This is a genomic window from Coleofasciculus sp. H7-1 (assembly GCF_057473865.1).
Window position 1 is genome coordinate 73,058 of sequence record NZ_JBYCCT010000066.1, and the last position, 24,866, is coordinate 97,923.

Annotated in this window: 18 protein-coding genes and 1 pseudogene; 7 read left to right on the plus strand and 12 right to left on the minus strand. The window is 47.9% G+C overall.

The features are described from left to right. Positions 1 to 64: 64 nt before the first annotated feature. The 5 genes and pseudogenes from AC2VDX_RS16920 to AC2VDX_RS16940 all read right to left on the minus strand — a co-directional run bounded on the left by AC2VDX_RS16920 (position 65) and on the right by AC2VDX_RS16940 (position 6,073). Complete coding sequence (locus tag AC2VDX_RS16920) at positions 65 to 727, minus strand: GIY-YIG nuclease family protein (protein ID WP_378183501.1); 663 nt, start codon at positions 725 to 727, stop codon at positions 65 to 67. Between the two features lie 198 nt (positions 728 to 925). After that, positions 926 to 1,291 (minus strand): DUF1823 family protein, encoded by a 366-nt coding sequence (locus AC2VDX_RS16925; protein ID WP_378183503.1) that lies wholly within the window; start codon positions 1,289 to 1,291, stop codon positions 926 to 928. A 215-nt stretch (positions 1,292 to 1,506) separates the two neighbouring features. Continuing rightward, a complete protein-coding gene (locus AC2VDX_RS16930; RefSeq protein ID WP_378183506.1) occupies positions 1,507 to 3,078 on the minus strand; it encodes an ATP-binding protein in 1,572 nt (523 codons plus the stop codon). Between the two features lie 429 nt (positions 3,079 to 3,507). Then, positions 3,508 to 4,002, minus strand: a pseudogene (locus AC2VDX_RS16935) (sensor histidine kinase); the annotation flags it as partial. A gap of 283 nt (positions 4,003 to 4,285) precedes the next feature. Beyond that, positions 4,286 to 6,073 carry a DUF3352 domain-containing protein gene (locus AC2VDX_RS16940; protein WP_378183509.1) on the minus strand — a complete coding sequence of 596 codons (1,788 nt, stop codon included), beginning with the start codon at positions 6,071 to 6,073 and terminating at the stop codon, positions 4,286 to 4,288. Positions 6,074 to 6,203: 130 nt separating this feature from the next. Between AC2VDX_RS16940 and AC2VDX_RS16945 the strand changes: the two genes are divergently transcribed. The 5 genes from AC2VDX_RS16945 to bioF all read left to right on the plus strand — a co-directional run bounded on the left by AC2VDX_RS16945 (position 6,204) and on the right by bioF (position 10,945). Then, positions 6,204 to 6,563 (plus strand): rhodanese-like domain-containing protein, encoded by a 360-nt coding sequence (locus AC2VDX_RS16945; RefSeq protein ID WP_378183512.1) that lies wholly within the window; start codon positions 6,204 to 6,206, stop codon positions 6,561 to 6,563. Between the two features lie 495 nt (positions 6,564 to 7,058). Continuing rightward, on the plus strand, positions 7,059 to 8,171 hold the full coding sequence (gene hrcA, locus AC2VDX_RS16950) for a heat-inducible transcriptional repressor HrcA (RefSeq protein ID WP_378183515.1): 1,113 nt from the start codon (positions 7,059 to 7,061) through the stop codon (positions 8,169 to 8,171). A gap of 101 nt (positions 8,172 to 8,272) precedes the next feature. Next, positions 8,273 to 8,959, plus strand: coding sequence for a DUF2834 domain-containing protein (locus tag AC2VDX_RS16955; RefSeq protein WP_378183517.1), 687 nt, complete (start codon positions 8,273 to 8,275; stop codon positions 8,957 to 8,959). A gap of 14 nt (positions 8,960 to 8,973) precedes the next feature. Continuing rightward, entirely contained in the window at positions 8,974 to 9,651 is a 678-nt protein-coding gene (locus AC2VDX_RS16960; protein WP_378183520.1) for a hypothetical protein, read from the plus strand. Between the two features lie 127 nt (positions 9,652 to 9,778). Next, on the plus strand, positions 9,779 to 10,945 hold the full coding sequence (gene bioF / locus AC2VDX_RS16965; protein ID WP_378184030.1) for an 8-amino-7-oxononanoate synthase: 1,167 nt from the start codon (positions 9,779 to 9,781) through the stop codon (positions 10,943 to 10,945). A gap of 422 nt (positions 10,946 to 11,367) precedes the next feature. Here bioF and AC2VDX_RS16970 read toward each other — a convergent pair whose 3' ends face one another. Further along, positions 11,368 to 12,786: a general stress protein gene (locus tag AC2VDX_RS16970; RefSeq protein WP_378183523.1), complete on the minus strand. Its 1,419-nt coding sequence runs from the start codon at positions 12,784 to 12,786 to the stop codon at positions 11,368 to 11,370. Between the two features lie 595 nt (positions 12,787 to 13,381). Here AC2VDX_RS16970 and AC2VDX_RS16975 point away from each other — a divergent pair. Continuing rightward, positions 13,382 to 14,968, plus strand: a complete 1,587-nt coding sequence (locus tag AC2VDX_RS16975; RefSeq protein ID WP_378183526.1) for a sensor histidine kinase — start codon at positions 13,382 to 13,384, stop codon at positions 14,966 to 14,968. 27 nt (positions 14,969 to 14,995) lie between these two features. Here AC2VDX_RS16975 and AC2VDX_RS16980 read toward each other — a convergent pair whose 3' ends face one another. Beyond that, complete coding sequence (locus AC2VDX_RS16980; protein WP_378183529.1) at positions 14,996 to 15,193, minus strand: hypothetical protein; 198 nt, start codon at positions 15,191 to 15,193, stop codon at positions 14,996 to 14,998. Between the two features lie 244 nt (positions 15,194 to 15,437). On the opposite strand from AC2VDX_RS16980, the gene AC2VDX_RS16985 reads away from it, so the two are divergent. Then, complete coding sequence (locus tag AC2VDX_RS16985; protein WP_378183532.1) at positions 15,438 to 16,079, plus strand: Uma2 family endonuclease; 642 nt, start codon at positions 15,438 to 15,440, stop codon at positions 16,077 to 16,079. A 192-nt stretch (positions 16,080 to 16,271) separates the two neighbouring features. Here the strand turns inward: AC2VDX_RS16985 and AC2VDX_RS16990 are convergent, their stop codons facing one another. The 5 genes from AC2VDX_RS16990 to AC2VDX_RS17010 form a co-directional block, all read right to left on the minus strand. Then, positions 16,272 to 18,584, minus strand: coding sequence for a CBS domain-containing protein (locus AC2VDX_RS16990; protein ID WP_378183535.1), 2,313 nt, complete (start codon positions 18,582 to 18,584; stop codon positions 16,272 to 16,274). A gap of 435 nt (positions 18,585 to 19,019) precedes the next feature. After that, positions 19,020 to 19,496 carry a hypothetical protein gene (locus AC2VDX_RS16995; protein WP_378183538.1) on the minus strand — a complete coding sequence of 159 codons (477 nt, stop codon included), beginning with the start codon at positions 19,494 to 19,496 and terminating at the stop codon, positions 19,020 to 19,022. 192 nt (positions 19,497 to 19,688) lie between these two features. Continuing rightward, entirely contained in the window at positions 19,689 to 20,846 is a 1,158-nt protein-coding gene (recF, locus tag AC2VDX_RS17000) for a DNA replication/repair protein RecF (RefSeq protein ID WP_378183541.1), read from the minus strand. Between the two features lie 106 nt (positions 20,847 to 20,952). Further along, entirely contained in the window at positions 20,953 to 23,796 is a 2,844-nt protein-coding gene (locus AC2VDX_RS17005) for a cation-translocating P-type ATPase (RefSeq protein WP_378183545.1), read from the minus strand. 65 nt (positions 23,797 to 23,861) lie between these two features. Beyond that, positions 23,862 to 24,752 carry a lipid kinase gene (locus tag AC2VDX_RS17010; protein WP_378183548.1) on the minus strand — a complete coding sequence of 297 codons (891 nt, stop codon included), beginning with the start codon at positions 24,750 to 24,752 and terminating at the stop codon, positions 23,862 to 23,864. Positions 24,753 to 24,866: the final 114 nt, after the last annotated feature.

Below are 24,866 nucleotides of genomic sequence, written 5' to 3' on the forward strand. Positions count from 1 at the left end.
TTAACAAGAAATTAGCCCTAGGGGGTTGAAAGGATCTCCAAGGATGACGCTTCCTCACCCTGAGTTACGAATGAGTTTCCCGTGTCTGTCCGTCGATAACAGCACTCCAGTCATCATTATTCACCGCCGCTTCCAGCTTTTGCTGCCGCTTGGCATCACTTTCCTCTGCATCTGCCAAATCCTTGGTGAGCGTCGTATCAGCCATCGCTTTGCGGAGTTTGAGCTTTTTCTCCTCATAGGCGTTGCGCTCTTCCAGCGACATCGCTGCTTTTGCAACTTCGCCCACAGTGCTAGCCCACATCCCGCTGACATCAGCGTTACCAGGCGGAACGCTGCCGAGTTCTGAAATCCACGCCTCTCGCAAATTTTCCATGTCCGTGCGCTTCGGGAACTTGAACGCCTGCACCCGCACGAAAGCGCAAGTTTCTCTGCCATTTTGAGCGACATGACCGTTCAGGGAAAGCAGCACATTCCGCGAGTAGCCGATGTATTGCGTCTGGCGTTGGGTATTTAACACGGCGTACACCCCAGCAATTTTCGCATTCTGGACGCGATCGCACCAGTCCTGAAGCGGCAGCACTTCAGTTCCATCGTTTTCCACCTCGGCAGGAATAGCTATCTCAGGGGCAGCGTGTTCGTCGTCTGAGCTATACAAAAAGTCGTGCAGCCCCCGGTGCCCTTCGGGTACATTTTGGTGTTCAACGGGCACATTCTGGTTTGTCTCCACCTGAATTAGTCTCCATTCAATGAATTTGCCGCCGGGAGTCGGTCAATCCTGGGATTTATCCACTACCCATAACTTGTTTATAGTTTAGGGCGTGGGCAGTGGTGATTTCAGTCCCGCTTAGTATGACTAAGTATTAATACAGAAATCTATTAACGAACCGCCAAGATGCCAAGGACGCGAAGTAAGAGAAGAATTAGTTCACCGAGTGGTTTGCATATAGCTCAACAGCCAATTCGCCGCTGTCGCCCGACGAGTCTGTCTGGGGCCAAATTCACCCAATTTGTAGCCTTTAAAGCCGAGTTGTTCTTTTAGTAGTTGCTTGTTCTCTGGCGGAATCGAGCGGGTCAGCTTTACCGTTGGTGGACGGTTTGCAATAAAATCAGGCGGCTGCGGATATTCATCTTGCCATTCTGGGAGAAGTTCGCTGGCGTCCCATTGATTCGCGGCTGTGTCGTAGCGATAACCCAAGCATTGCCACAGCAGTTGGTTGACTGTGGCATCATCAATTTCATCGTTTAGGATAGCCCAAATCGTTTCGGTATTCAGCGGCGGTAAGTTAGACATGAGAATAAACAATTGACAACAAAAACTGTATCAATAAAATTCAGCTTCAGGACTTACGCAACATCACCACATCTGAGGGCAACCACAGGGGGATTGAACCCGAAAAAACGCTATATGTATAAGCTTTGCGTAAGTCCTGAGCTTTTTTCCCTTAGCAAATATCTCTGGAGAATTCTATTCGCCCTTTTTACAAAAATGGTACGCTCTCAGTGCTTTTAACTTGCCAAAAGTTGATTCCTTATGTTAGCAGTTGCTTCCTCCTGGGTGTGCCAAACTGGAATCTCAATACAAAATTCCGTTCCTTGTTCGGGTACCGATACGCAATTAAGCGAACCCTTATGCTTCTCCACCACAATCTGATAGCTGATGGATAACCCTAGTCCAGTGCCTTTACCGACAGGCTTGGTAGTAAAAAATGGTTCAAATAATCGGGCTTTAACATCTTCATTCATGCCCTGTCCGTTATCACCAATCCGCACAACAATCGTATTGGAAGGGGTAAGTTCTGTGCGAATCGAAATTTTACTGGGTTTGTTGAGTAATTCATCCGAACTGCGAACCCCTGAAAAGGAGCATCCATTTGGGGCTTCGCTACTGTAACGCTCTAGCTCATCAATCGCATTGCCGAGCAGATTCATAAATACCTGGCTCATTTGCCCTGGGTAACATTCCACCAAAGGTAAATCAGCATACTCTTTAATCACTTCAATCTCTGCATGGTTGCCATGTGCTTTCAGCCGGTTTTGCAAAATTAGCAAGGTGTTATCAATCCCTTCATGAATGTTCACCTGCTGCATAACCTGTTCATCATTGCGAGAAAAATTCCGCAACGATAGCACAATCTGATGAATGCGCTTTGCCCCTATTTCCATTGAAGACATCACTTTAGGCAGGTCTTCTCTGAGAAAATCTATATCGATTTCGGCGATTTTTTCTTGCATCAGGCAGCTAGGATTGGGGCACTCTTGCTCGTAAAGCGTCACTAAATCGAGCAAATTCTGCACATAGTCAATTGCATAATTCAGGTTCCCGTAGATAAAGCTGACGGGGTTGTTGATTTCATGAGCCACACCTGCTACTAAACATCCCAGATTGGACATTTTTTCTTTTTCAACGAGTTGGGATTGGACTTGTTGCAGGTCGTGCAAAGCTTGCTCTAAATGCTTTGCTTGAGCGTTCGCTTGGGCAGTGGTGGCACAACTTTGCTCGTAGAGTTCCGCTTGATGAACGTCAATGGCTAGTTGTTCAACATCACTTTCTTTTTGATACTGGCTCACCACTGCATCTAGAGCTTCAAGCAGGTTGGTGGAAGACTCTGTGAGAATGTAGTGCAGATGCGGATTGTCTGATGTCAGTTCTTCAGGGGTTGCTTGGGCGATCGCTCTCGCTTGCGCGATATATTGGCGTATGTGCCGATCTAAATTTAGAGGTGGCTCAAAGTACATTGACCGAACAACTGGTGATGGTTGACCCGGTAGTTTCATCTCCGGATTGCCCTCGATCAAACCACTGTGCGACCTTTCCATCAAATCCAGGTCAGCTTGCAAAGTAGAGCGCAATTTCTCCTGTTCGGCAATATCTTTTGTACAGACCAGTCTTAAGCCGAACAGTGCCGTGCGTTGGGATAACATCCGCTGACGACCACTGACATTGACCACCGCCGCGTTAATTTCCCGCACTGTGTTAATTTCGTTTAAATGTAAATAATTAGTCAAGACAAGTACCGGCAATACTTCAAAGAACCATAAAGATTGCGGAATTATACCATTAGCCGTTTTTTTTGTCATGGTACTTGTTAGAGCTTTTTTGAAGTGAGAAGCAAAAAAACCGCGAATTTAGTGTATAGTCACGTAAATCTATGACTAAGTTCCAGTTTACTTGTAATTAAAGATGCAGCTTTGACTTCCTCCGAATTGTGGCTTGGCTAGTACTGAAAAACTATGAACGAAAGCGGTGCCAAATTTAGTGCATTTTTATACGGATTAAAAAAATTAATGTTACCTAAAGGCGGCAGCTTCTGTGAATTAGTCGGACTGATTAAATATTTTGCACTCAGCAGGCAAGGCATCGCCAAGTAGCTGTCGGAAGCTGGCATAATATATGCCTACAGAAGTCTGGTAAACGGGGGATGCTTCGCCTCGTAGCTTTTCCTCGGTATTAGAGGAAGTCGGGAGGGTTTTTTCTCTCATCCACTCTTGTTCCTCAGTTTTCGTTCCTGCTTCTAGAGCATCAATCGCATTGCTGAGAATGTTCATAAATACCTGGTTTAGCTGGTCTGGGTAGCATTCTAACAGTGGCAAATTGTCGAATTCTTTAAAAACTTGAATGGGGCAATTCTGGCATTTTGTCGTTTTCAAGCGATGCTGCAAAATTAAAAGCGTGTTGTCAATGCCTTCGTGAATATCAACCAACTTCATCTCAGCTTCATCTAACCGCGAGAAGTTTCGCAAACCCAGGACAATTTGCCAAATTCTGTCTGCTCCCAAATGCATGGAATTGAGAAGATTGGGTAAGTCATCAATCAGAAATTATAGCTCAATCGCTTCAGCTTTTTCCTGAACGGTTATTGGGTTGGCGTGAACCAGGTTATCGCCGATGAAATTCACCAGGTTGTTAATTTCGTGGGCGATACCGGCAACTAGATAGCCGAGGCTGGAAATTTTTTCGGTTTGAATCAGTTGGGTTTGGGTTTGTTGTAACTGTTTTACTGACTACAAACAATTGCCCCGATATAACTCAAGGAAATTCCCCCTTTTTTCTAGCTCGGCGGCGCTCCCTTCGCGATCGCTAGGGGGGATCAAAACGCGACTGGCAGTTCAAGAAGACTTGTGTGTACACGGTAGCCCGAAAAGCAGGGAACCCCAAGAAAGCCATCTCTTGGGGTTCCGGGAAATTATGGGAATCAAGCGGACATGATATGACTCACCAGCGGGGGAGGCGGGAAGTTTTTAGTGATTACCTACCCATTCCCTTTCCCCAACTCCGATTTGTGAATCATTCCTCAGCCTTGGCACCTAGGCGGAGGAAGACTTTACTGCGGCGAACCCCGTCATCGCTGCCGTAGCTGCTAAAGGCAAGCGAATTTAGCTCGTTAAATAATGGTTTCGCCACCAGTTCCACCACTTTGACAATGGGCAGCTGACGCTCTAAGAACGCCTGACTAGATGCCCAGTCTAGATACAAATAGCCGTTATTCGGCTGGGGTAAAGAGGCGATGTTTGCCTGGAAGCGATCGCTCTTGACGAGAGAATTATTAGGAGCCTTAATCGCTTGATTCATTGCCTCGATCGAAGTGGTGAAAATCTCGTATTTGCCGATACTGGCGTGAACTCCTTTCACCTGTGCCTCTAGCCTGACTGGATCTTGGTCTTCACCCTGATTCTTATCGGCGGTGGTTGTTAATTTTGTCCAGGCAGAAATGGGTTGATTCTCCAGGGTAAATGAGCTAACGCTCAACCCTTGTTGTTTGGCAATGGCGTCTAGACGATCGATTGACTCTTCTGCTTTTGTCGTTGCTCTCTCGGCTACAAAAATCCAATCTGAATCTTTGCGGTCGGGACGAGGTAGCATTCCCAAAGCGTACTCGCCTTGCACCCAACTAAAGATATCTTGCCTCAGATCGATGCCCCAACGAGCTTGGAGATTCGCTATGGGTTGATTGATGAGTTGGGCAAAGCTATCATTGCTATCTAATCTAGAAGTGAGTTGAGTCCATTGCTCCAAGTTGCTACCAGAAGCCGCGATCGCTATTTTCTCTGGCAGATACTGCAACGCTCCGACTGGTTGAGATAGGGTGGGAGTTGTCGGGGGGATTTCCTGTCCGGTAGCCGCCAACAAAGCGGTTTCTGCCAGCAATCCTTGAGTTTTGGGAGAGAGGGCGATCGCTAAACTCTCATACGTCTGGCTAATTTCCATCTGTGAATTATTCCCCAGCAACTTCGCCAGCGCGGGCAGATTCACATAAGTGAGACCAATTTTCGGCTGAGAGATGCTTTCTATTGCCCGCTGATAAGAAGTTGAATCGCTGAGGCTGAGATTGGGCGCTTGCACATTATTAATGGCTTCTCTCAGCACTCTAGGATGATTGGCAAACAACACAAAGCGATCGCCGACAACTGCGCTAGCAATTGTATTTTGAGTAGAGGCGCGATTTATTATCGCGTCTTTTTGCAAAGATGCCGATTTATCGCGGTTGTAGAAGCCTTTATTTCCCGCGTCTTGAGTTTTGACTCCTGAATCCTGATTCCTATAAATCAGCTTGACACCTTTATAGGTTTCAAAGACTAAATCTGTCTCGACATTTGCTTGCTTCTGCCAGAATAAATCCACAAACTCGCGGCTGCGTTGCGGGTTTTTGGTGGTGACAGCCAGTAGCAGCCCGCGCTGCTCTCCATTGTCACGGGTACGATCGATATCTAAGCTGGTGAGAGCCAGCGTGATTTCATCCCCCAGCCAGGGTTGGATATCTCGGCGATAGTCCAGATCGGTGTTAGCGAGTAAGCTTTGTTTAAATTGGTTGAGTTCTGCACGCGATCGCTTGCGGTTCGCGGGACGCGCTACAGCCTGGCGCAACCCTTCCAACCGATCTGGATTCACAAGCAATGACACCATTACGGGTGCCTGTTTCGGCACAAATATGGTGGCAGTTGGGTTCGTCACCTGCCCGCCCCCTATAAGGGCGAGGGGACTGTTTGCCCTCAACCAGTAAAAGCCACCGGCACCAATTAACAGCAGCACTAAAACGCCAGCTGCCAGAACGTAGAAAAACGAGCGTCGCTTCATGGTGAAATGTAGACCTTGGGTGAGCGCGATTCAGCTAAGAACACTAATCCCGATGCCAGAACCTATTATTTCAGCTCATCGGACTGCCAACTATTAAAATCTTAGTTAATCTCAAGCGTTGCACAACCTCATGTCTGCTCAATCTTTTAGCCAAGATATTCCCCAGATTAGTGTAGAAGAACTTGCCAGCCGTCTTGCCGATTCCCCTCAGAGTCTGCAATTGGTGGATGTGCGAGAACCACGGGAAGTAGCGATCGCCAGCATCAAGGGTTTTGAAAACCTCCCCCTGTCGGAATTTGCCGACTGGGCTGACCAAATCCACACCCAGTTCGATCCGCACGCCGAGACGCTGGTCATCTGCCATCATGGCATCCGTTCGGCTCAGATGTGCCAGTGGCTAAAAATGCAAGGCTTCACCAATGTCAAAAATGTTGCCGGTGGCATTGATGCTTACTCAATCCAAGTCGATCCAACGATTTCCCAATACTAATCGGCTTCCCCGCACAAAACTATATGGAAAAGCATAGCCTGCAAGGAGAGGGCAGAAATTCTCCCCCTTCCTTACCAGGGAAGAAGGCTGGGGGTTAGGTTTTTTAACTAAATTACGTATCACGATATTGTTTGAATTTTTACTAGCCAAATAAGTATTTAGATGTTTTTTGCTGACAAATTTAGATACAGTCGAGTAGACTACAGACAATCCTGATAGAGACTGTGGAATCTAGAGTTTCGATAGCGATAATGTCTTAATTCTGTAATCACTCGTCATGGTATGTCTAAGGTTGAAGTTCGGCGGCTGTTATGCTTCTACTAGCTGGGTGTGGCGAACCGGCAGGTAGAAGGCAGCATCTGCTATTCTGTTTTAACCTATATTTAAACGGTTGCTTGCTTAACAAGAGCGCCGGACTTACTGATGAACTCATCATCAGAAGTCCAGGAATTTCCAATTGTTTTTAAAATCCTATCCAATTTGGCTTTCGTTTAAATGGCTAGGCAAGTAAGTCTGACTGACCGTCAACAACGTATTCTTAGGGCAACTGTCCGTCACTATATTGCGACGGCTGAGCCAGTCGGCTCGAAAGCTTTGGTAGACGAGTATAATCTCAGCGTCAGCCCAGCGACGATTCGCAATACAATGGGCGTCTTAGAGAAAGCGGGGTTGCTCTATCAACCCCATACCTCTGCTGGGCGGGTTCCCTCGGACTCTGGCTATCGAATTTATGTCGATCAATTAATTAAGCCTTCTGAAGCCCTGGGGCGTCAGGTAGAGCAGTTATTCACAAACCGTTTGAGCTTAGAACATCAGAGCTTCGAGACAGTGTTGCGGGGTGCAGCGCAAATTCTGGCAACGCTCAGCGGTTATATTACCCTGATCACGATGCCGCAGACTCGGACTAATCGTTTGCGGCATTTGCAACTGGTGCAGCTCGATCCGGGAAGGGTGATGCTGATTGTGGTGACGGATTCTTATGAGACGACTAGCGTGTTGATGGAGTTACCGCTCTCAGGATCGGAGGATGACCAACCGGATGCAGAAATTGTAGAGCGGGAGTTGCAGATTTTATCGAATTTTTTGAATAGTCAGTTGCGGGGGCGATCGCTCAGTGAATTGGTAACTTTAGACTGGAGCGAACTAGACCGAGAATTTCAACGATATGTCGATTCTTTGCGAAATCTGCTCTCCGACTTGATCCGTCGCACTTCTCAACCTGCTACAACTCCAATTATGGTTCGCGGCGTCGCTGAAGTATTGCGTCAGCCAGAATTTTCCGAGTTACAGCAAGTTCAGACACTTATACACCTATTGGAAGAGGAACAAGACCAGCTGTGGCCTTTAATCTTTGAATGGCCTAGACCAGATGTCACGGCTATCTCAGATGGCACTTCTGGTTCGCGGGTGACGGTGCGGATTGGTGCGGAAAATCCTTTAGAACCGATGCGTATTTGTACGTTGATTTGTGCAACTTACCAGCAGGGTTCAGTACCCGTGGGAAGTGTGGGGGTTTTGGGACCAACACGGATGGTGTACGAAAATGCGATCGCACTCGTTGAAGCCGCCGCCGATTATCTCTCTGATGCTCTTACGCAACCCGCTTAATTTAGAAAATGGCTAATGGCTAATAGTTAATGGGTAGCCTTTCACCATGAACATTGCTAATTGCAATTAGCTCTACTTTTGGCTTTTCATTCTTCATTGATATGGTTAGAAAAATTGGCTTTTGGTTGGTTTGGGCGGCATTTGTTAGCTATGCCTTCCTGTTAGCGCCTCCTCAACAACCAGGCACGTTTGAACTGATAAAAAATCTCTCCACAGGTCAGTGGACAGACATTAACCCCCTAGTGATAGCTCTATTTAATCTCCTGGGCATCGTACCGATGATTTACGCCTGCCTGATGTTCATTGACGGCAAACAGCAAAAGGTAACAGCTTGGCCTTTTGCGGCGGTATCTTTTGGAGTAGGAGCGTTTGCTTTGTTGCCTTATTTAGCGCTGCGAGAACCCAACCAGGAATTTCACGGACAAAAGGATTTGTTTTTGAAAATACTCGATTCCCGGTGGCTGGGTTTTTTGCTGACATTTGGCGCTGGGAGTTTGGTAGTTTATGGCTTGTTGGGCGGTAATTGGACAGATTATATTCAGCAGTTCCAGACAAATCGCTTCGTTCATGTCATGAGCCTAGATTTCTGCCTGCTGTGGCTAATATTTCCCGCACTTCTGGGAGATGATATGGCGCGTCGGGGAATCAACAATTCTGCACTTTTTTGGATAGTGGTGCTAATTCCTTTGTTTGGTCCTTTGGCTTATCTTTGCCTGCGTCCTCCTTTGCCGGAAACCAGTGCCAAAGTATTCCCCACCGAACGCCAACCAGCACAATCTAAAAATTAAAATTTGACAGAAACATGAGTAGAAAAACAGCACTTTGGTTATTATGGGCTGGATTTATTGCCTATGTTTTGCTGCTGGCACCTCCAATTACGCCAGACACGCTGAGGCTAATTAAAAATATATTGACGGGTCAGTGGACAGAGGTTAACCCAATTATCCTTTGCATATTCTCCCTGGTTGGCATCTGGATACTAATCTACAGCTGTCTTTTGTTCATTGATGGCAGGATGCAAAGAATTCGTTTCTGGCCTTTTGCTTTGGGTTCAGCGGGAACGGGAGTGATTAGCCTGATACCTTATTTAGCTTTAAGGGAACCGAATCAAGAATTTTCCGGACAAAAGGATGCCTTGCTGAAAGTTTTTGATTCTCGCTGGACGGGTATTATCCTCAATTTCAGCACGCTTTTCTTGCTAGCTTTTGGCTGGCTGGCGGGTGATTGGGGAGAGTTTATTCAGCAGTTCCAAAGCGATCGCTTTGTCAATGGCATGAGTTTGGCTTTTTGCCTGTTCTGCCTGTTGTTTCCGACCGTTCTCGGCGATGATATGGCGCGTCGAGGTTTCAATATTCCCCAAGTTTTTTGGGCAGTGGCGCTAGTGCCTTTATTGGGGCCACTTGCCTATCTATGTATTCGTCCACCTTTGCCAGAATCAAGTGCTGACGTAAGCTGTCAAGCATCTAATTTGACAGCTTAGCTTTGCTAGTTGTGGCAGGAGAAAATATAGAGACGCGCTGTACCTTGTCTGGGCGGTGGGAAGCACAATTGCCACTTTTGCCGTATTTTCTTTTATAGGCAAGTTAAAGGTGCGATCGCTCAAAAGAATGCCAACGAATCCTTACGCTTGGGTAGAGCAATCCCTCGCCACCATTCACCGCGCAGATTGGTATCGATCGGTGCAAGCGATCGCTAGTCGTCCTGGTGCTACGGTGCTGCTGGAGGGGCGTGAAGTCATCAATTTTGCCAGTAATGATTATTTGGGACTCGCAGGGGATGAACGCCTCATTCAAGCCGCAGTAGCAGCTACTCAGGAATTTGGCACGGGTAGCACGGGTTCTCGATTATTGAGCGGACATCGGGAACTGCATCGGGAATTGGAAGTTGCGATCGCATCTCTCAAACAAACTGAAGATGCCTTAGTTTTTAGTTCTGGATATCTGGCAAACTTAGGAGCGATCGCTGCTTTAGTCGGAAAACGCGATTTGATTGTGTCCGATGAGTACAATCACTCCAGTCTGAAAAATGGGGCGATTCTCAGCGGTGCAACCGTTATTGAATACTCTCACTGTAATCTTGAGGAGTTAAAAACCCAGCTGAATTTACACCGGCAAAAATATCGTCGATGCCTGATTCTCACTGATAGCGTCTTCAGTATGGATGGCGACTTGTGCCCTTTACCGGGACTGTTGAATCTGGCTGAGGAATTTAGCTGTATGCTGCTCGTGGATGAAGCTCATGCCACTGGGGTACTAGGAGCAACGGGTGCTGGCTGTGTAGAACATTTTCGCTGTAGCGATGTCCCGTTGATTCAAATCGGCACCCTCAGCAAAGCTTTAGGCAGTTTGGGCGGATATGTCGCAGGCGATTCTGCTTTGATTGACTTTTTGCGGAATCGGGCACCCAGTTGGATTTATACTACGGCTCTTTCACCCGCTGATACCGCTGCGGCATTGCAAGCAGTTCGCATCATCCAAAAAGAACCGGAACGCCGCGCCAGTCTGTGGCGTAATGTCAATTTTCTCAAACAGCTGATTGCCCAGCAATTACCAAACTTACAATTACTGCCTTCTGAATCGCCTATTCTCTGCTTTCCCTTGGAAAGTGCTTTATCAGCGCTAAAAATGGGGCATCAACTGAAAACATCTGGCATTTTTGCCCCAGCAATTCGTCCTCCCACCGTACCTACCAGTCGAATTCGGATCTCAGTCATGGCAACTCATCAAGCAGCTCAACTTCAACGATTAGTGGAGGCGTTAATGGGTAATTGCTAATTTGTGCTACAGCAATTCGTAAAATTTTCTTTCTTCGTGCTTTGCAGCGTCTTAGCGGTTCCTTAAAAAAACAATACGGTTCATTTAGAGCTAAAAATCTGCGTAGTAGCGCATCCAGCCTAAATTACTGGCTTGTGTATTGATGAAAGCAATAGCAACCAACATTTTAGAGTAGACACGCTAGTAGGTTGGGTTGAGGAACGAAACCCAACAAATGCTTATGCGTGTTGGGTTTCGTTGCCTCAACCCAACCTACAACTCATGAAGCAGCTCAACTTCAACGATTAGTGGAGGCGTTAATGGGTAATATTCAGTCTGGTTGATTCCCCGTAATCCAAGAACCCTCCCCGCCATCGCCTCCGGCTCCGGCTCCCCTCCCTGCTTGCGGGGAGGGGTTGGGGGTGGGGTTCCAAGTGCCAAAACTACTGCCGATTGTCAACGATCGTGACGCGATCGCTTACCTGAGTCACGTTATCCTGAGGCTCAATCTCATTCACAGCAGTCAGATTCTCCTGAGGTTCAACGATGCTGTTAGTGGAATCGGTTCTCGAAGTTGTAGAATTTGGCACATCGTAGATAGCCCATTCTTGAATACCGCGATTGCTCAGAACTGATTCGGCACGATCGATATCGTCTTCGGTGCCATCTACCATAACCAGATAATCACCGCGAGCCACAAGATTGTTATAAACTTGCGCTCGATCTTCTGGAATTCCTAAACCAAGCAATGCGCCAATCAAGCCACCTGCGGCTGCACCGATTCCACCACCAGCAAGGGTCGTTGCGATCGCCGTCGCGGTAGCGCCAGCCAACAGAATCGGGCCAACTCCGGGAATTGCCAATACACCCAAACCGAGTAATAAGCCAGTCAGACCGCCTAAAGCGCCCCCGGCTAAAGCACCCGTGGTTGCGCTTTCATCAACGTTATTGTCCTCAACGCGATCGCTCATTTCAACGCCAGCGATTTGATCCTGCGGGTCTGCATCTCTGGCGACGACAGAAACTTTACTCATCGGAAAGCCAGAATTACTTAGCTCGTGAAGCGCATCTTCAGTATCCCGACGGCTGATAAAGGCACCAACGGCACGCTTGTGTCGGCTGATATCCCGGTCATTGACATCTTCCGTGGGGACATAGGTGACGGGAGAGGTGGCACCCAGCGGATTCAGTCCCAATGAAGAGGAATAACCCGTCGCTAGGGGATCGAGTCCCAACGGGGAAGGATAAGTGCTGCTTACCGGATCGAAGGTGGTTGAGGAAGAAGTGCCATAATTCTCAGGAACCGCCGCAACCCCGCTCACATCATAGACACCCCAATGCTGAATACCTTGTCGGTTCAAAATCAATTCAGCCCGATTAATTTCGTCTTGCGTACCCTCGACGATTACCAAATAATCTCCTTGGGAGACTCGGTGGTTGTAAACTTTGGCTTGTTCTTCAGGAATTCCCAAACCCATAAGTGCGCCGACAATGCCACCCGTAGCAGCGCCAACCGCACCCCCGATTAAAGCATCCCCCAGCACAGAAGCGATCGCGCCTCCTGCTACAACCGGACCAACTCCCGGAATTGCTAACGCACTCAAGGCTCCCAGGATGCCAATCAAACCGCCGACTGCACCGCCTGCTAAGGCACCCGTTGCGGCAGCTTCACCGGCTTCATTACCGCCTCTGTAAGGGTTGACTTCAACACCAGCTACCTCATCTTGCCGAGTGGTATCCCGTGCCACGACAGAAACCGTGTTCATGGCAAAACCAGAATCCCTAAGCTCGTTGAGCGCATATTCCGCCTGTTCAGGTGTAGAAAATACGCCGACAGCTCGCTTGTTTTGGTCGAGGGTCATTTTTTTCCTCCTCGAAGTATTCAATAACTTCTGTTAGCACAAATACAGGATCGATTTTTTATTTATGCACTTTGTTGATTTTTCTCTTTTTTTCTACACTTTTCATCAGCCTAGAGATGTAAGATTTTTCTCTATCAACAGATGGGTAAAAGATATTCTTCTGTCATGAGCCGATGCATTTTTCGCATAGGATTTTTTGCTGAAAAACTCTATTCTGTTTTTGCTCATCTTCTTGTGTCCCTCTCTTAAGCGTCCCTTAGCATGAATGGAAAGACACTTATACTTTGCCTTATACAGTAAACCTAACCCCCGAAACGGCTTCTGTTTCAGGGAACGGGAAAGAACTTATCTCTTACAAAAAGAGGAGTTGCAAAGAAATTAACCGAAATTTATGAGGGAGAACCGGCTCCTAGAGCATGAATGGGGAGATCCTGCCGCGATGAGCCTGAGAACTTTTTTTAAACAGAGCGCGGGAATTGCCACTCATTCGTTCGGTTATACCACCCCCGATAGAGGACAAGTATCGGTACGCTCATTATTAGAAGTAGTTTAAAGACGCACCGCCAATCGATTGCCGTTAAAGGGGTGGATCTTTGTGCAAAGAAAGTGGTTACTGCCAACCATCAGTGAAGTATTAGCCCAGAGCGAACAGACTGGGGCAAATCGTGTTGTGCCTCCTGTAGAGCAGACAGCAGAAAAAGCGAATGGATTGCGCCCTGCGAGTCGGACGGCACGAGAGTACGCCCGTGCCTCGCGGGAGTGGTGTGGAGCGATCGCTGCCTTGGAACATTTGCTGCTGCAAGTTCTAGAACCTGCCACTGATTCGCCACAAACCTTGGGCTTAGTTTTAGCGGGTCCTGTGCCGGTTCTGTGCCACCCAGCGATAATGGCTCGCATACATACCGGAATTTTTACAGCAGAGCGATTTAATCCTCTGGCATTAATGCCATTTCTGCTGCCTCCAGCCACAACTCAGCAAAAGGAAAACGAACCTCAATCTACTTCCAACTTTCCGTTAATCCCTGCCGATCCCTTAACAACAGAACAGTTTTGTGTGGTTTTCACGCCACAGTTTAGTTTAGTGATGGTCGTGGGAGAAGATATCGCAGGTGCCCCAGCTTTCCAATATTCTTTTGATCCGGAAGTGGTAGAGCAAGCGTGGCAAAGTTTGCGATCGCGCTTGTTGCTGACCAGCCTTCATCAAGTGAGTCAGTTAGAAACTTTAGTCGAACGCTTTGCACCCCAAGCGCCCGATTATCGAACGGTTACGCAGTTTAGCCGCTTACTGTTGAAACATTTGCCGGAAGAAGTCAGAGGTGAGCATCGTAAAGACGCCGATTTATCCCGTCTTGGCTGTGGGCAAGAGGCAAAAGGTAAAGAGCCAGAAGATAATTCTGAATTCTCAATTTTAAATCCGGAATTAATTGAAAATTCAAGATTGAAAATTCAAAATTCCAATGATGTGGAATTACTTCAAGCTTTTGCCCACGAAGTCCGGACGCCGCTAAGTACCATTCGCACCTTAACGCGACTGCTGCTAAAACGCCGCAACGAATTGGCACCAGACATCATCAAGCGCCTAGAAATTATTGACCACGAGTGTACCGAACAAATCGACCGCATGGAGTTGTTTTTCCGGGCGGTGGAATTAGAAACAGAACCCATCAAGCGATCGCCCGTTCACCTCACGGCGATGTCTGTAGCGCAGGTTTTTCAAAACAGCATTCCTCGCTGGCAAAAACAAGCTAATCGTCGCAACTTAACCCTAGAGGTGGTGTTACCGCAAAAGCTACCCGCCGTTGTCAGTAATCCCGCCATGCTAGATCAGGTACTGAGCGGGTTGATTGAAAATTTCACCCGCAGCATCCCCGCAGGCGGTCATATTCAGGTAGAGGTGACACCCGCTGGAGACCAGCTAAAGTTGCAACTCCAGTCTCAAGCCCAACCTGACGAAAGCGGCAACTCGACCGCAGCAGACAACCCACCAACGCGCAAGTCAATTGGTCAGCTATTGATGTTCCAGCCAGAAACCGGATGTCTAAGCCTAAATCTTAACGTCACTAAAAATCTCTTCCAAGCTTTAGGAGGAAAACTGATTGTGCGCCAGCGACCCCAGCAAGGTGAGGTCATGACTATTTTCCTACCTTTAGATGTCGATGGTTCCAGCATTTGGAATACTTAATGGGTAATAGGTAGTAGGATTTTTCTATCACTTACTACGACTGAGGACTGAGGACTGAGGACTGAGGACTGAGGACTGAGGACTGAGGACTGAGGACTGAGGACTGAGGACTGAGGACTGAGGACTGAGGACTGAGGACTGAGGACTGTAGGCGCTTTGCCTTCCCGAAGGGTGGACTGAGGACTGAGGACTGAGGGGTAATAGGTAGTAAGATTTTTCTATCACTTACTACCTAATCAAATTCGGCAGCACATTTCTCTGAAGAAATTTACTTTTATTCATGAAATTTGGTGCTGGTAAAATTAGGATATCTACCAGCATTCGTTTAGCCGTATTCCTTTTTGTCAACTAGCCCCATTGGTTAATAACGAGCTGGCGGCAATGTCAATTATCTTTTATTTGGTTGAACAATAAGCATCTAACTAAGCAAAGATCAGTTATATAAATTAAGCTTAAAAGCAGCGAAAAGGTGCAAATAAACCTGAACCAATTGATTGTTCCACCAGGCGAGAGAGTCATTCTGAAAGATGTCACCTGGCAAATGTTGGAAACCATTTTAGACGAGTTAGGAGAAACCCGTGCTGCTCGACTGTCATATAGCAGAGGTACGCTAGAGATAATAACGCCTCTACTAGAACATGAGTTTGATAAAGGACTTGTTGGAGATATAGTGAAAGCATTACTCGAAGAACTAAATATTGAGTTTTTGCCTGCTGGTTCGACTACTTTAAAAAATGAAAATATGGCTCAGGGGGTAGAACCTGATGAATGTTTCTATATCCAAAACGAAGCAGCTATTAGAGGAAAGAAGCGGATAGACCTCAGTGTAGATCCGCCTCCAGATTTAGCGATTGAAATTGATATCACGTCTCGCACTCAATTTAATAATTACGAAGCTTTAGGGGTTCCCGAACTGTGGCGATACAATGGGCAAAGGTTGCAAATCAACGTGCTGCAAGAGGGAAAATATGTTGAAGCGAATCATAGTCCGAATTTTCCTGGAATGCCGTTAATTGAGCTGATTCCTCAGTATGTTGAGCAAAGTAAAGTTATCGGCAGAAATGCGACGATGAGAGCTTTCCGAACTTGGGTGAGAGAGCAAATCCAGTGAGTTTTCTGGGAGTGGCGATCGCTTCTGTTGACGGATCGCATCTCTCTAGAAGCTAATTCCGAAAAGGCGATCGCTACCCGGTACCGATGCAAATCCTACACCTAGCATCCGATATTTAGCAAGCCACCAAAATAGCGATCGCCCAACAATAGAAATTCTTTAATTTTGCATTTTTAGTTCCTTCCCAGTCGGCTAAGCTCCGTGTAGCTGTTGCTCTTCACTTCGCTCAATAGTAGGCTTCAGGCGGCGGGATGTATACACATCGGTATGAGTTGTCTGTCGAATTGGAATTTGAATCACAAACTCAGATCCCTCACCGGGTGCGGAAACACACTTAAGCTGACCGCCGTGTTTTTCCACAATCTGATAGCAAATTGACAATCCTAAGCCGGTACCTTTGCCCACGGGTTTCGTTGTGAAGAAAGGGTCAAACATTTGACGCCGTACTGCTTCCGTCATCCCAATTCCGTTGTCTGCAATCCGGATTGCTACCTGATTTTTGCCTACTAATTCGGTGCGAATCCAAATTGTAGGAGGTTGGTAATTGGTACTTTCTTCCCCATGAGCCATTACCCATGCTTCCTTAGCGATTACCTCTTCGAGGGCATCAATGGCATTACTGAGGATATTCATAAATACCTGGTTGATCTGCCCTCCCAAACACTCCACAGGAGGTAGATTGCCATATTCTTTGATAACTTTAATTCCAGAGCGGGACGCTTTGGCTTCTAGTTGATTTTGTAATATCAGAAGGGTGCTATTTATCCCCTCGTGGATATTCACAAATTTCTGTTGCGCTTCATCCAATCGGGAAAAGTTTCGCAGGGACAGTACCAAATCCCGGATACGGTTGGCTCCCAGCTTCATTGAGCCTAAAAGTTTCGGGAGGTCTGTCTTCAAAAAATCCAGGTCAATTGCCTCGATTTCTGTTTGAATTTCGGGTACTGGCTGAGGATGATGCTTGATATAAAGTTGCAGCAGATTCAGCAAATCTTGGACATATTGACCGGCATAGCTAAGATTGCCATAAATAAAATTAATCGGATTGTTGATTTCGTGAGCAATACCGGCAACCAGCTGCCCCAAACTCGACATTTTTTCGGTTTGAATCAGCTGGGCTTGGGTTTTTTGCAGTTGGTGTAAAGTTTGTTCCAGATGCTCGGCTTGTTTTTGTAGAGATGCAATTAATCGCGTCTTTTGCGCCTCTGATTTCCGCAACGCCACCTCTACTGCGACACGCTCAATAATGTCCTTTTTTAGAAGCGTATTCGCTTGCGCCAACTCGGCAGTTTGTTCCTCTACTTGTCTTTTTAAGTCATCGTGCGCTTGTCGCAATGCCTTTTCAGCTCGTTTGCGCTCGGCAATTTCACAACGCAATTGCTCGTTGCTGTTTTCTAATGCTTTGGTGCGCTCTTCTACCGCCTGCTGCAATACCTCAATGACATTGTACATATCCGCTGGATTCAGCACTTGTAGCAGGCTGGTTTGGGAGACAATGCCGAGTAATTCACCCTGATTGCTAGCAACCACCAGACGCCGCACGCGCCGCCGCTGCATTTCTTGATGGGCAACCCATAGGGAATCTGAGGGTTGCAGACAAAATAAGGGTGTACTCATTACGTCTTTTGCCTGCAATTTCGCCAAGTCCAATTCCATCGCCTGAAACTGCACCACATCTCTCTCAGTGACAATGCCTACCGGAATTGGGAATTGGGAATTAAGCGTCTTTAGTTCCTTATTCTCAATCTGGTTTTCCCTCTGTTCTGTGATGACGACACAGCTGACTAGCTGACTCGCCATGATTTGGGCTAAATCGAGGACAGAAGCAGTTACAGGTGCATGAACGACTTGGGATGTCATAACATCAGCGACGTATCGCAATCGCGTTAGAAGATTAACGGGTTGCAGCGCTTTGCGAATACTATCGTGCGTAACAATTCCTACCACCCTTGCCTTATCGTCAATGATTGGCAGATGGCGAATTCGGTGCTGACGAAATAGGGAAAGGGCAGTGAAAACATCGTGAGCTTCCGATTGTCTGAGGGTAATGGCTGGTTGCGTTACGACATCGACAATTTTGACGTTGATTAGGGAAGCTCTGGCGGCAGTCAGTCTAACGATATCGCGCTCTGTAAAGACTCCAACTAGCTGCGCTCCTTCCATTACCAAAACACAATGACCGGCGGCATCAGCGGTGTCAAAATCGGTCTCCTCTTGTGACAACCAACAGGATGCAGGGTGCGGCAATGCGGCATTCATTCCCTCGCCAGCCCTCCGGCTTCCGTCTTCTGAAGCTGCACTGGTGTCTGTTTGTGTCCATCTAGACAGCTCACAACTACTCCGTAACTGGCTCATTAGCGCCAGAACATCAAGGAGGGGTGTGTCAGGCGCTACAGTCAGAGGCTGACGGTCAATGGCAGGGTCTAGAGATAGGCAAGGTAGCGGCAGGGCGTTGGGCTGCATGGTGAACCCATCCAGTAATATCCACAGGAGTACTGCTGGCAATTGTAAGCTGCGATACAGTCAACCTTGTGCTTATTCTTAGTTTTGTGCAATAAATCATTACTTTATCGCAATAAATATTTATGTATTCTTGAAGAAAAATAAATCGCCAGATAGATGGCTAATTCATAAATTGTCTCTACAACATCAGTACAGTAACCTAAGAGAAAACATCTCCCCTGCCAGAAGGGAGTCCAATTGCTCTTAACTCTTCAGACCTGAGGGATTGAGAGTGTTATTATATTATAGAAGAAGAATAATAAAAAGGCTCCAGCAAAGATTCAAAATCGGGATACCGAGCAAAAACGGGCACATTAAACCCAAATTCGCACTGGTATATTGCAACTGAAAATAATTTACAAATAAGCTTAATTATTAGGTTAAAGGCTAATTGCTAATTTGGCAAAAACTTGTCTTTAATTAGCGATTAGCCATTCGTTATTCAGCCTTAAACAACGCCAGTATTTTGTCAACAATCGCATCACCGGCGCGGGTTTGCAGAATGGAATATGCTAATTCAATGAAAGCAGAATCAGGGCGATTGTCTGTTTTAATCAGTTTGCTAGCGGGATAAAAAGTAATGTCGTTGACACTTCCTTCATTCGTTTTTCCTGTTTGCCAGCCTGCTTGATTCCACGACAGCGATTTCCCACGTAAAGTCAACTGAAACCACTCGATATCATCTTCTCGCAGGTCAATAAACAGATCGAAATAAGGTTCTCCACCCTGATACCATACTCTTTTGACACCATTTCCCTTGGTCAATAACTTCTGCTCGATCCGTCGCAACGAAGCCCCCAGCCCTGCAATCTCATCTCGATCCATAGCCATATCCATTTTTCGCATAGCAGCAAGGTTAATTACGTCACAATCAATCTGGGCGTAGGTTGACAGTTCGTTAGATAAGTAAGGCACGGATTCTCTGTTTAATAGAACATATTGGTGGATACGAGACTTCTGAGCGTGACTCCGGATTGAGATCAGGCTAGAGGCGGCGCAGTGGTCAGCGGGAAAAAGAAACAACCGACTTGTAGGCGCAGGTTTATCCATTTAGTTGGCTAGTTACAAATATTTTGGTTCAACCCGCCCTTACATAACTAACAAACTTCATCGTTTTATCTGTCCTGCCTGAACGGAGAGAATTTGAGAAGAATTCAACCACTGGGCATCGAAGGAACCTAAGTGAGTGGTGGTAATCAGGGTCTGAAAGCGGTCTTGAATGGCATCTAGCAGTTGATTTTGGCGGTTTGGGTCTAACTCGGCTAGAACATCATCAAGCAGCAACAGCGGCGGTTCTCCAACGACTTCTTCAATGAGCTTTAGCTCTGCCAGTTTGAGTGCCAAGACTAGGGTTCGCTGCTGACCTTGGGAGCCATAAATCCTTGCCGGTGTTTGGTTGATGGTAAACTCAACTTCGTCCCGGTGGGGACCGACGAGCGTTGTGCCTTGGTGGTGTTCGGCGACCCGACGCTGTTGGATTTTCTCTAAAAATGCTTGCTGCACCGCTTCGGGGTCGTCCTTCTCTAGAGTGACATTGGGGGCATATTTCAATTCCAGCACTTCGGTACCGCTAATGCTAGCGTGCCAAGCCTGAGCGAGAGGAGCCAGCCGCTTCAGGACTCTGGCTCGACGACGGGTGACGCGAGAACCCGCGATCGCTAATTGGGTATCCCACAACGCCAATTCCGACTCCCGATTCAAGTCGCCAGACTCGGTGGAAATTTCCTCTTGCCTGTTGGCAGAAGGTTGAGCTTTTCTCGCTTCTTGTCTTAATAGGGCGTTGCGCTGTCGTAATACTTGGTTATATTGCTGCAAAATGTGGGCGTAGACGGGTTCCAACTGGGTGAGGATGGAATCTAGCCAGTTGCGACGTTGTTCGGGGGCACCTCGCACCAGATCCAAGTCTAGACTGGAGAATTCTACAGCGTTGAGGACGCCGAGAAAATCCATCTGGCGTCGCAAAGCTTCTTGGTTGATGGCTGCGGTGCGACGCCCTTGAGTGCGGAGGGTTAAAGCCAGATCCACTAAGCCGTTAGCGCGTTCCAGGGTTGCTGTAATTTTACCGTCCGCCGAGCCTTCGCGGATCAGGTCGCGATCGCGCACGGCTCGATGACTTTTGAGGGTTGATAGTAACTCGACTGCTTCCAAAAGATTGGATTTCCCTTGGGCATTATTCCCCACCAAAATTGTCTTAGGAGCCTCGAAATCAACCCCGCAATCCAAGTAGTTGCGAAACTGGCGGAGGTGGAGGGTTTTGAGATACATAGCTAATTGGTCATTGGTGATGGAATGGGTAATGGTTGATTGGTGATTATTTTCAGCCTAGATTCTTCCGATAACCAGTCCCTAATTACCCATTACCCATTACCGATTACCGTCTGCCTTTGTAAAAACGGATAAACAGTTTTTCCATCTCAACCCAAACAAACATTAAGGAACTGAAGGCGATGCAAATACCGAGTTCTGTGAGGCTTAGATAGTGAGTTCCAAAGAAAGAGCGCAGGGGGGGAACGTAGATGAGCATGAGCTGCAACGCCGTGGTAACAACCACCGCTCCCCACAAATACAGGTTGGTGAAGGGATTTAACTCGATCGTCAACCGGGTGTTGGAGCGAACTGCCAAAGCGTGTCCCATTTGAGCGATACACAAGGTGGTAAATACCATCGTTTTCCAGGCATCTTTATTGCCCTGATAGCCTGGTGCATGAGTATAGTTGTAAGCCCATGCCATCAAAGCAATACTGATAATGGCAAAGATAATCCCAATCCGAACCATGTAAGAACCCAGCCCTTGGGCAAAAATACTCTCGCGGGGATTCATGGGAGGACGGAGCATCACGTCTGGTTCTGCGGGTTCTACGGCAAGGGCGAGAGCAGGTAAACCATCAGTAACGAGGTTCATCCAGAGAATCTGTAATGGCGAGAGAGGAACGCCCCCCAAGCCTAAAAGGGGTGCGGCGGCAATAGTCAGCACTTCCCCGATGTTGCTGCCCAGAATGTATTTGATAAAGCGGCGAATATTACTGTAAACTGTCCGCCCTTCTTCGGTGGCGGCGACGATGGTGGCGAAGTTGTCATCCAGTAGCACCATATCGCTGGCTTCTTTACTGACATCGGTGCCGGTAATGCCCATTGCGATGCCGATATCGGCTTGTTTGAGGGCTGGGGCATCGTTGACGCCGTCGCCGGTCATGGCGACGAATCTGCCACGACGCTGGAGGGCTTGCACGATGCGGAGTTTGTGTTCGGGGGCAACGCGGGCGTAGATACTGACTTCGTCAACCAGTTGTTCTAGTTCCTCTGGGCTAAGCTTTTGCAGTTGTTGACCTGTGAGGACGCGATCGCCAACTTTGGCAATTCCCAAATCTTGGGCGATCGCTTGCGCTGTTAGCTGGTGATCGCCAGTAATCATCATGGCTCGAATTCCAGCGGCTTTGCATTTGGCTACTGCATCCCGCACTTCCGGGCGCGGAGCATCATGCATTCCCACTAAACCCAGCCAAACCAATTCTTGCTCGTTGGTTTCCTCCGATCCTTCGGGAGGGACGGCGTTTAAAGGCTTGTAAGCAAATCCCAGCACCCGCAAGCCCTTACTTGCCATCTGGTTATTTTGCTCCAGAATTTGAGTTCGTTGCTCATCGCGCAGAACCTCGCTCTTGTCGCTTATCTGAATTTGCGTACAACGCTCCAAAATTAACTCTGGAGAACCCTTCGTAAACATCAGGTAGCTGCTAGAAAAAGGCGTGTTCTCAATCCAACCTCCCGCCTCGCAGATGGCGCTCATCCGCTTGCGTTCGGAGGAAAAAGGAAACTCGGCAACGCGCGTCATTTGGCGGCTTAGCGGTTCCTTATCAATCCCTCCCTTCCCGGCAAGGACAATTAATGCCCCCTCTGTAGGATCGCCTAAAATCGTCCACTCGTTCTTGTCGTGCTGCAACATCGCGTCGTTACAAAGCACGCAGCCAAGCATTAGGGTTTGCAGATCCCGATACTGTTCTGCTGTTACCTGCCGCTCGTCTAGATAAAATTCTCCGGTGGGAATGTAACCTTCGCCGGTAACGCGGAACGTGTGGCTTGCCGTGTCTACCCGTTGCACCACCATTTTATTTTGGGTGAGGGTGCCGGTTTTATCCGAGCAGATAGTTGTGACGGAACCGAGGGTTTCTACAGCTGGGAGTTTGCGAATCAGTGCGTGGCGGCGTACCATCCGCTGGGTTCCCAGCGCCAACGTCACCGTGATCACTGCTGGCAAGCCTTCTGGCACTACCGCTACTGCCATTGAGAGAGAAACTTCCACCAGTTCTTGCAGGACGCCCCAATCCCAACGTCCTAGGCTGAAGCGGCTTTGGAGCAATCCACCCACTACAACCACAGCCACTAACATCAAAGAACCCGTTACCAGGACGTTGCCCAGCTGAGACATCCGCTGTTGCAGTGGAGTCGGTTCGCTTTCGACGGATTGCAGCATATCGGCAATTTTGCCGAGTTCCGTCTTCATGCCGGTGCCAGTAACGACGACTTTGCCGCGTCCTTGGACGACTTCAGTGCCTTGAAAGACTAAGTTAACGCGATCGCCCAACGCAGTTTCTTCACTCAGATGCACCGTTGCCTGCTTATTCGATGGCTGGGCTTCGCCGGTTAGTGCCGATTCCCGCACTTGCAGATTTGACTCTTCAATCAGACGCCCGTCGGCGGAAATCTGCACCCCTGCTTCTAGGAGCATAATGTCTCCTGGCACGAGATCCTTGCCGTCCACCTCTAGCTGTCTGTCATCGCGGATCACTCGCACTTTCGGAGAGGAAAGCTTTTTGAGGGCGGCAAGTGCTTTTTCGGCGCGGCTTTCCTGGAGGTAGCCCAAGACACCGTTAAGGATAACAATCAACAAAATCGCAATTGTATCCTTGAAGGGAATTTCACCAGGGGCTAATTTTCCGGCTCGTAAATCTACCAGGTCTAGAATCCCGGAAATCAGCGCTACTGCAATCAGCATCAACAACATGATGTTCTTGAACTGATCGAGCAAGATTTCCCAGGTACTTCGACCCGCAGTTTCTTGCAGTTCGTTGGGGCCGTATTGCTGCAACCGCTGTTTGACTTCCTGGGTCGTCAGACCTGCTTCTGCGTCGCTTGCTAGCTGCTCCAGTGTCTTCTCAACTGCTAGAGTATGCCATACACTTGCCAGATCGGGTTTTGAATTTGAAGGAGATGGGGTCACGGGAAATGCTTTAACACCTACTAGCACTTAATCATAGGACTTAAACCCGGTGACTGGGAGGTATTTTAAGGAGTGCTGTAAGATGATTGTGGAACCAAAACCGATATAGCTTTAGGAATCAGGCGAAATTTGGCAGGCGTGTAAGTTGTGATTTCACCATCAGTATTAATCGGGCGAGGTTTCAGTGTCACCACCTCAATTTCCTGTCCTTGAAGACTCCGCACCTCAGACCATTCTGCTTGTTTTCCTTTTAGCATGGCAGGTAGCAAGCGGATCAGCTGCCACCCGTGTTGAATTTCTAAGCTGTACAGATCCAACCGCTGGTCGTCAATGGCAGCATCTTCAGCGATGGTCATGCCACCGCCGTAATATCGCCCGTTTCCTACCGCTATTTGCACGGTTCTCACCTGGATAGATTCGCCATTGAGACGAATTTCTGCAAAAAAAGGTCGCGATCGCCCAATCACCTGGATGGCGGTGACTCCGTAAGCGAGGACTCCCCAACGTTGCTTAATTTCTTTGGTTAGCTGCTGGGTAATTTGCACGCTCAATCCGAGACTGGCAACATTGAAAAAGTGCTTTCCATTGACCCAGCCTAAGTCAATTCGCAGTTCTTTCCCTGTGGCGATTACCTCGCAAGCTTCGGGGAGGGATTGAGGAATCGAAAGGGTTCGCGCTAGGTCGTTGGCTGTTCCTAAGGGCAGGATGCCTAGAGGGAGTTGCGTGTCAATCAGACCCTCGGCGGCGGCATTTAGGGTGCCATCTCCGCCACCGATGATGACGAGATCGACGCGATCGCGGTGGCGACGGATTATTTCTGGTAGATGCTGGGGCTTTTGTGTAGACTCTTCTTGCAGGTCAAAGCCTAGATCCTGCAATTTGGCAATTGCCTCTGATAGACCCTCTTTTCCTCGGCGGGCGTGGCGATTTAGCAGCAACAATGCTCGCCGGTTCATGCTGAGCCTCTTCACATTGATTGTTAATTATATTGACAAACCTTTGATAAAAAGAAATCTACCTGTGGAGGCAAGAGGAATTGAAGCTGGAAGGAGAATCTTGATCCGACCGCC

Bases quoted from the DNA above. Each gene is read 5' to 3' on its own strand.
- AC2VDX_RS16940 (WP_378183509.1), bottom strand. From the start codon at position 6,073: ATGAAGCGACGCTCGTTTTTCTACGTTCTGGCAGCTGGCGTTTTAGTG.
- hrcA (WP_378183515.1), top strand. From the start codon at position 7,059: ATGGCTAGGCAAGTAAGTCTGACTGACCGTCAACAACGTATTCTTAGG.
- AC2VDX_RS16945 (WP_378183512.1), top strand. From the start codon at position 6,204: ATGTCTGCTCAATCTTTTAGCCAAGATATTCCCCAGATTAGTGTAGAA.
- bioF (WP_378184030.1), top strand. From the start codon at position 9,779: ATGCCAACGAATCCTTACGCTTGGGTAGAGCAATCCCTCGCCACCATT.
- AC2VDX_RS16970 (WP_378183523.1), bottom strand. From the start codon at position 12,786: ATGACCCTCGACCAAAACAAGCGAGCTGTCGGCGTATTTTCTACACCT.
- AC2VDX_RS16960 (WP_378183520.1), top strand. From the start codon at position 8,974: ATGAGTAGAAAAACAGCACTTTGGTTATTATGGGCTGGATTTATTGCC.
- AC2VDX_RS16925 (WP_378183503.1), bottom strand. From the start codon at position 1,291: ATGTCTAACTTACCGCCGCTGAATACCGAAACGATTTGGGCTATCCTA.
- recF (WP_378183541.1), bottom strand. From the start codon at position 20,846: ATGTATCTCAAAACCCTCCACCTCCGCCAGTTTCGCAACTACTTGGAT.
- AC2VDX_RS16930 (WP_378183506.1), bottom strand. From the start codon at position 3,078: ATGACAAAAAAAACGGCTAATGGTATAATTCCGCAATCTTTATGGTTC.
- AC2VDX_RS16955 (WP_378183517.1), top strand. From the start codon at position 8,273: ATGGTTAGAAAAATTGGCTTTTGGTTGGTTTGGGCGGCATTTGTTAGC.
- AC2VDX_RS17010 (WP_378183548.1), bottom strand. From the start codon at position 24,752: ATGAACCGGCGAGCATTGTTGCTGCTAAATCGCCACGCCCGCCGAGGA.